Here is a 6,035-nt window from a genome sequence, read left to right as displayed (position 1 = left end):
TAGACACTCCGACAGCGAACGGGCACCGAGACCGGGGCGATCGAGCGACTGCACGAGCCGCAGCGCGACCAGCAATTCTTCTTCCGTCAGTTCAGGTTCAAGGTCGACGCTGTCGGCGAGATCGGAGAGTTCCTGACGCAGATAGCCGTCGTCGTCGAGTGCCTCGATGATGAAACGGGCCACCGCGCGGTCCCGGTCATCGAGCCGGTAGAGCCGCAGCGAGTCGTGCAACTGCTCGCGCAAGGTGGGCTGGGAGCGCGCCCATTCGGCGGGATCGCTACTCTCGGAGTCGCCGTTCTGGCGGGTCGAACTGCGGCTGCTGTAGTCGCCCGAAAAATCACCGGGCATGTCATCCTGCCCCGCGCCTTCCAGTGTGTCGTTACCGCTTTCAGCCGGCATCGATTCCGGTTCGGCTACCGCGACCGTATCCGTGGCGGCCACCGCGCCCATTTCTTCCCCGGGCGCCGCGGTGGCGAGGGCGACGTCTTCCGTGTCGGTCGAGTCGTACTCGAGGAATGGATTGGTGTCGAGTGCGGTGCGCAACTCCTGCTGGAACTCCAGAGACGACAACTGCAACAGACGCACCGATTGCTGCAAACGCGGCGTAAGTGCAAGAGACTGCCTTGTGCGTAGTTCAATTGAAGGCATTGTAGTGAGGTCCCTTAATAGCTGAAAAATGGTGTGTAGTCTCTATGGAGCAACTGTCATACCAGCTCGCCCAACACACTGTTTTTTCTGAGTTTCGCCTTTTCGGGCGCGCCAATTGCGGAGCCGATGAGCGCCATTTTTACAAGCTCCCGGCAATTTACGGCCCTGCGCGTTGCGGGCCGCCGCAGCGCGCGCCGCACCTCGCTCCCGGGCTATTCGTCAGCCTAAATGCATGTGGCGTAACGGCTTTTCCCATCATCGGACAGGCCTGCGCGGTGGCGGGCACGCACCTTGCGTCTCGGCACTATGTGGACGGACGCAGGTCTTTGCACGCGAGTCGATCGTCCTGTAACGCGGTGACGAGACAAACGAAACGCATGCCTCGACCGTCGTCCGGTGTCGATAACGGGCCCTGACGGAACCGTAGCGGCAACGACCCCACGCGAGTCATCAACGGTTTGAACCGCGATCGACCGCAGGCAACAAGACCGCACTTTTTATCAACACCCGAAGGAGAAACCATGAAGACCATCCAATTTCTGAAGACCGCAGGTAGCATCGCTTGTGTTGCATTCGCACTGAACGCTACGGCGCAAACCAGCACCGCCCCGTCGGCATCGTCCGAAACCATCGGCCAGCACGTCGACGACGGCACCATCACCACCAAGGCCAAGGCTTCGCTGCTGAGCGCGAAGAACGTCAAGTCGACCCATATTCACGTGAAGACCCGCAACGGCGTGGTGTGGCTCACGGGCTCGGTGCCCTCGACTGACGACAAGGCTGCCGCTGGGGAAGTCGTCAAGGGCCTTGACGGTGTCTCGAGCGTGAAGAACCATCTGAAGGTCATTGCGGATTAAGATCGCGCGAGCGAGCAGAAAGGAGCCGGCTTCGGCCGGCTCTTTTTTTGCCGGGCCAGCACCGCGGTTTCTGTCGAGACAGTCAGCCACCGTTGTTGGGCGAACGGGCTGACCGGGTAGCGTCGGACAACCAAGCAAAGGAAAAGCCGTCCGCAGTTCAAGTGCGGACGGCTTTTTTTGTGTGCGACCGCTTGTGTCGCCGCGTTTACTTTTGCGGGCCCAAGGGTCGATGTGTTATTGCATGGCACGGCCAACCTGCCCTGTTCCCGCTGTCTGAAACAAAACCGTTGCTCGTTAAAGCGCCGGTCTGCGGCTTATCTGGCCGCTCACGCTGCAAATGCCGCTAACGTTTAACGCTTCGCTGCGGCGTACTGATCGCGCAGATCGCGCACGCGGTCGTGATTTTGCAGCACGCCTTGATATTGACGCTCAACGATAGCGCGCACGTCCGCGGGCAATTCTTTTTCCAGCGCGTCGTGATAGCGCTTCTTCGCGACGTCTTCGCCCTTTTCGCATTCGGCGAGGATCTCGTAATCGCTGCGATCCGTCACCGCCGACTTCACATCGACCCAGCCACGATGCAACGCGCCGCTGACGCTGCCGCCCGTTTCGGGCTTTCCGCCCAACGCCTGAACCGCGTCCTGCAATTCGCGCGCACCGCGCGCGCAGTCTTCGGCACGCGACAGGAACAGCGTCTTCAACTGCGCTTCACGCGCGTCTTCTGCTGCTTTGCGAAAGCCCTTCTCGCCATCCTTCGACGTTTCGACCAGATCGTTCAACACGGAAACAACGTTCGTAGCCATTCAATACCTCCAGGGTTTCGTTAATCGTGGAATCCGCCGCTACGCATTCACTACGCACTTCCACATAGCAACGGGGTTCATCGATCTATTCGCATGAGTCGTGCCCGGCGCACTTGGGCATCGATACGTTGGTTAGCACAGGCGGGGAGCGTCGACGCGTATTGCGAACTTGCAGGCACACGTAAATATTTCGCACCGCAGCGACCGCTGAGTGGCGCAAGAACGCCGCCCTCTGGCCTCTACTGGATGGCATGCAGGTTGCTTAGTCTCCCCTGCCCGCGCGGCGATGTTCAGTGCATGAACGCACTGCAAGACGTGCCAAGGAATTGAAAACAATGGGCAGGCAATAACGACAGGGAGAATCATCATGAAAAAAATCAGGAGCGCGGAGTATCTGCTCGCGATCGCAATCGTCACATCAGCCGGCGTGCTGCAAATCCGGGAGCATATCCAGCGAGTGGAAGCGCCGGCTGCGAGCGCTCAGGCTGCGTCGTCGTGTGGCATTTCGCATGATGGTTTGGCGCCCGCGACTTGCGAACCGACCCGCAGTGAGCGCCAGATGGAGCGTGAGCCGCAACTGCAACATAGTGCAGCGCGTATCTGGGTATAGGCGTGGCTATGAGCGGACGGTTTGCACGTTGAGTCTCGACGTCGAGGTGACCAAGACGAGACGTCAGCGCCGCGATCGTCTAAAGCCAGCGCATCTGCGCAGGTTCAGCATGAACGCAAATGCAAAACGGCCCGACATTAAGTCGAGCCGTTTTGCTGTTTACCGCACTGCGCTCACTCAACCACAAGCGCTCACCCCGCTCAAGCATGCTTCTCCGCGAACTCGTTAAGCGGCACGGGCGTCTTGAGCGGATCGAAATCAGCCCAACGCCCTTGCTGCCAGCGTCCGCTCGCACGTTCGATCGCCACGCCGCCTGCCTCGCGCAATACGCGAGCGGCGTCGAACTGATTGTCGGGACTCACGTGCACGGCAACCAGCACGCCGGAATCGCGCGACTCCTCGTGAAAAGCCGAATGGTGGACGCCTTTGCCACCTTCGCGAGTGCCTAACATCGCGCCGACTAGCGAGCCGACATAAGCGCCGACGCCCGCCGCGATCAGCGAGACGACAAGCGGCGCCGAAAACGCCGCGAAGATCCCCACGCCGACCACCGCCCCCGCTACCGCGCCGAGCGTCACGCCCATTCCGGCGCCCTTGGGCGAGTCTTTCGCGCCCGCGTCGGTGCCGGTATCGCCGCCGATCGGATGGCGCGCGTGCTGGCCACGTGGATTGACAAAGAACAGCGTGACGTCTTCTTCGACGAAACCTGCGTTGAAGAGCTTTTGCGCCGCATCTTCGGCGGCCGGGAAAGTCGTAAACCGTGCTGCGACGATGAGTGACATAAGGCCTCCTTGCATCGTTGAATCGCGTTTTTGCGGACCGCCGGCGCCGCGCGACACCGCGCCGGACAATGCGCACGGGCGCTCGGCGTGGCCGCGCTACGCGGTGGTGCCGCGATCGGGTTCCATGCCTTCCACTCTGAACAGTCCGCTATGCAACACTACGCCATCGCCGCCGTTCTGGTCGAGCGCTTCCGCGCATACCGAACGGATGCGATTGCGTCCCTTGTCGAAAGCGGCCATCAGCGTGGATTCGAGCGCGGAGTCAGCGCCAAAATGATCTTCCAGCGCCTCCGCGGTGATCGCACATACCACTGCTTCTCCATCGACGCGCGCCATGAAGCGCACAGTCAGATTCGTTCCGTCGAACAGCGGCTTGTCGTCGGAGAAAGTGATGTGCATAAGGGAATCCTCATAGGCCGGCCGCGGCAGGATCGCGCTCATGACGCACCCTTCATCGAGCCGGCAAGTTGCTGCGCCATGGCAAGGTGATGCTTGATGGTCGGCAGCGCATGGGCGGCCGCCGCCTTCAGCTGCGAGTCGGTGCCGCTCTGGCTCTCCTGCTGGAACAGGTCGACCGCGCGCTGGTGCGCTTCCACGCCGATCTGCTCAACATAGGCCTGATCGAATTCGCGGCCCTTGAGTGTTTGCAGTTTGCCGACGAGTGCTGAATCGGCTGACGGCGTCGTGGCAAGTCCCTTCTTCGCAGCCAGCGCGGCCAGGCCGTGCGACAGTCTCGTATGGTCCGTGATCATTTGCTGCGCGAATTTCTTGACGTTCGCATCGCTCGAATTCTTGAGCGCGATTCTGCTCGCCGCGATTTCAGTGGCATCGGATTGCGACGCGTCCTGCACGAACTGCTGATCCGCCGGCGAGAGCTTGGTGGGACTCGTGGGTGCATCGCTGGCGGGCGCGTCGCTGGCTTGCGCGTACACCGCGCCGATCGACGCCGCGCCGAGTCCCAACGCCACCGTCATCACTTGTAGGGGATACCGGAATTTCATGCATTTTCTCCCTGGTCGACCTGTCCATCGAAAGCGGGCAAAGCGGCGAAGCGCGACATTGAAAACAGTTCCACGCGCCTCGTCCATCACGCTTCACTCATGCAGCCTTGCGCTTCGACAATTGCGCAATCAGTGTTTTGTTGAAAGCAGGAAGATCGTCGGGCTTGCGGCTCGAGATCAGATTGCCGTCCTCGACCACTTCACGGTCCACCCACGTGCCGCCCGCATTGCGAATGTCATCCTGCAGACTCGGCCAGCTCGTCAGGGTGCGCCCCTTGATGATCCCTGCCGAGACCGGCAGCCAGCCACCGTGGCAGATCACTGCGATCGGCTTTTTGGCGTCGTTGGCGGACTTGACGAAGGCTTGCGCCTGGGGCAGCAAGCGGATCGCGTCGCCATTCACCACACCGCCGGGCAGCACGACGGCGTCATAGTCTGCCGAAGTGGTTTTGTCGAAAGTCGAGTCGACTTCCACCGTGTCGCCCTTGTCGACATGTTTGAAACCCTGGATCTTGCCGGGCTTCGCCGAGATGACGTGTACCGTTGCGCCTGCTTCAATCAGCGCGCGTTGCGGTTCGAGCAGTTCGGCTTGTTCGAAGCCGTCTACCGCGAGTATCGCTACCTTGTAACCATTCAGCGTGTTAGCCATGCGTACTCTCCATTACGTGTTAGTGCAGGGGCTGCGCGGGTCAAGCGGGCGGCCACTTCGTTACATCATCCAGCAGCAAAAGACGTGCCTATATCCGATAACCGTCTACAGGCCGTGCGGATCGTCGTCGAGACCGTCGTCATCGGCGTTCAAGGGATCGACAATGCGGTCGGGTTCGATATCGCCGTTCTCCACGAGAGTCGAATCGCCGTCGGCGGCGGCCCGCTCACCGGTGCCGGCGCGATCGGTGTCACTGCCGAGTTCGGTGTCACCGGTTTCCAGCGCGTGGTTGTCCAGTTCGGAATCGACATCGAATTCATGACGCTTCGCACCGGCGACATCGCTGCCGCTATCGGAAGAATCGCTCGGACCTAGCGCGCCGGTTGTGCCTGACGTTTCCTTGACTACGTGTTGCGGCTCTTCATCGGGATTCAATGTGCTGCTCATGGTGGCCTCCTTGGCTGATTCGGTACCCACTTGAGCGTTCGCAAGGACCGTTCCGCTCGCGCATCGCCATCGTTCAATAGCGGGATCGTTTCGTTCGCGCATCGCAATACTTCAATAGGCATGATCGTTCCGTTCGCGCATCCCATCCTTCAACAGGCAGGATCATCCCGTTGGGGGCATCGCGCATTCGTCCGCGGATTCGTCGATGAGCCGCCCCATTCGACAGACACGCTCCGTG

8 protein-coding genes and 1 pseudogene are annotated in these 6,035 nt (G+C 60.8%); 2 read left to right on the top strand and 7 right to left on the bottom strand.

Annotation, left to right across the window (positions count from 1 at the left end):
* Positions 1 to 648, bottom strand: a pseudogene (locus QOC89_RS29395) (RNA polymerase factor sigma-54); the annotation flags it as partial.
* Between the two features lie 521 nt (positions 649 to 1,169).
* Between QOC89_RS29395 and QOC89_RS29390 the strand changes: the two are divergent.
* On the top strand, positions 1,170 to 1,505 hold the full coding sequence (locus QOC89_RS29390) for a BON domain-containing protein (RefSeq protein WP_323048252.1): 336 nt from the start codon (positions 1,170 to 1,172) through the stop codon (positions 1,503 to 1,505).
* Between the two features lie 350 nt (positions 1,506 to 1,855).
* On the opposite strand, the gene QOC89_RS29385 is transcribed toward QOC89_RS29390, so the two are convergent.
* Positions 1,856 to 2,308 carry a PA2169 family four-helix-bundle protein gene (locus QOC89_RS29385; RefSeq protein ID WP_323048251.1) on the bottom strand — a complete coding sequence of 151 codons (453 nt, stop codon included), beginning with the start codon at positions 2,306 to 2,308 and terminating at the stop codon, positions 1,856 to 1,858.
* A 367-nt stretch (positions 2,309 to 2,675) separates the two neighbouring features.
* Here QOC89_RS29385 and QOC89_RS29380 point away from each other — a divergent pair, with 367 nt between their 5' ends.
* Positions 2,676 to 2,918: a hypothetical protein gene (locus QOC89_RS29380; RefSeq protein ID WP_323048250.1), complete on the top strand. Its 243-nt coding sequence runs from the start codon at positions 2,676 to 2,678 to the stop codon at positions 2,916 to 2,918.
* Between the two features lie 200 nt (positions 2,919 to 3,118).
* On the opposite strand, the gene QOC89_RS29375 is transcribed toward QOC89_RS29380, so the two are convergent.
* From QOC89_RS29375 to QOC89_RS29355, 5 genes are all read right to left on the bottom strand, one after another.
* A complete protein-coding gene (locus tag QOC89_RS29375; protein WP_323048249.1) occupies positions 3,119 to 3,700 on the bottom strand; it encodes a hypothetical protein in 582 nt (193 codons plus the stop codon).
* A 96-nt stretch (positions 3,701 to 3,796) separates the two neighbouring features.
* Positions 3,797 to 4,141, bottom strand: coding sequence for a DUF1488 domain-containing protein (locus tag QOC89_RS29370; RefSeq protein WP_323048248.1), 345 nt, complete (start codon positions 4,139 to 4,141; stop codon positions 3,797 to 3,799).
* Positions 4,138 to 4,701, bottom strand: coding sequence for a DUF4142 domain-containing protein (locus tag QOC89_RS29365; RefSeq protein WP_323048247.1), 564 nt, complete (start codon positions 4,699 to 4,701; stop codon positions 4,138 to 4,140). The genes QOC89_RS29370 and QOC89_RS29365 overlap by 4 nt, the downstream gene beginning before the upstream one ends.
* A gap of 97 nt (positions 4,702 to 4,798) precedes the next feature.
* Positions 4,799 to 5,350, bottom strand: coding sequence for a type 1 glutamine amidotransferase domain-containing protein (locus QOC89_RS29360; RefSeq protein WP_323048246.1), 552 nt, complete (start codon positions 5,348 to 5,350; stop codon positions 4,799 to 4,801).
* Positions 5,351 to 5,455: 105 nt separating this feature from the next.
* Positions 5,456 to 5,797 carry a chemotaxis protein gene (locus tag QOC89_RS29355; protein WP_323048245.1) on the bottom strand — a complete coding sequence of 114 codons (342 nt, stop codon included), beginning with the start codon at positions 5,795 to 5,797 and terminating at the stop codon, positions 5,456 to 5,458.
* Positions 5,798 to 6,035 lie beyond the last annotated feature (238 nt).

The organism is Paraburkholderia sp., assembly GCF_034668105.1.
Classification (GTDB): domain Bacteria; phylum Pseudomonadota; class Gammaproteobacteria; order Burkholderiales; family Burkholderiaceae; genus Paraburkholderia.
Note: the sequence above shows the minus strand (reverse complement) of the source record. Positions and strands in the feature narration are given on the sequence as shown.

Excerpts from the sequence above, each read along its gene's own strand:
- QOC89_RS29385 (WP_323048251.1), bottom strand. The coding sequence starts at position 2,308 with ATGGCTACGAACGTTGTTTCCGTGTTGAACGATCTGGTCGAAACGTCG.
- QOC89_RS29370 (WP_323048248.1), bottom strand. The coding sequence starts at position 4,141 with ATGAGCGCGATCCTGCCGCGGCCGGCCTATGAGGATTCCCTTATGCAC.
- QOC89_RS29355 (WP_323048245.1), bottom strand. The coding sequence starts at position 5,797 with ATGAGCAGCACATTGAATCCCGATGAAGAGCCGCAACACGTAGTCAAG.
- QOC89_RS29365 (WP_323048247.1), bottom strand. The coding sequence starts at position 4,701 with ATGAAATTCCGGTATCCCCTACAAGTGATGACGGTGGCGTTGGGACTC.
- QOC89_RS29380 (WP_323048250.1), top strand. The coding sequence starts at position 2,676 with ATGAAAAAAATCAGGAGCGCGGAGTATCTGCTCGCGATCGCAATCGTC.
- QOC89_RS29390 (WP_323048252.1), top strand. The coding sequence starts at position 1,170 with ATGAAGACCATCCAATTTCTGAAGACCGCAGGTAGCATCGCTTGTGTT.
- QOC89_RS29375 (WP_323048249.1), bottom strand. The coding sequence starts at position 3,700 with ATGTCACTCATCGTCGCAGCACGGTTTACGACTTTCCCGGCCGCCGAA.
- QOC89_RS29360 (WP_323048246.1), bottom strand. The coding sequence starts at position 5,350 with ATGGCTAACACGCTGAATGGTTACAAGGTAGCGATACTCGCGGTAGAC.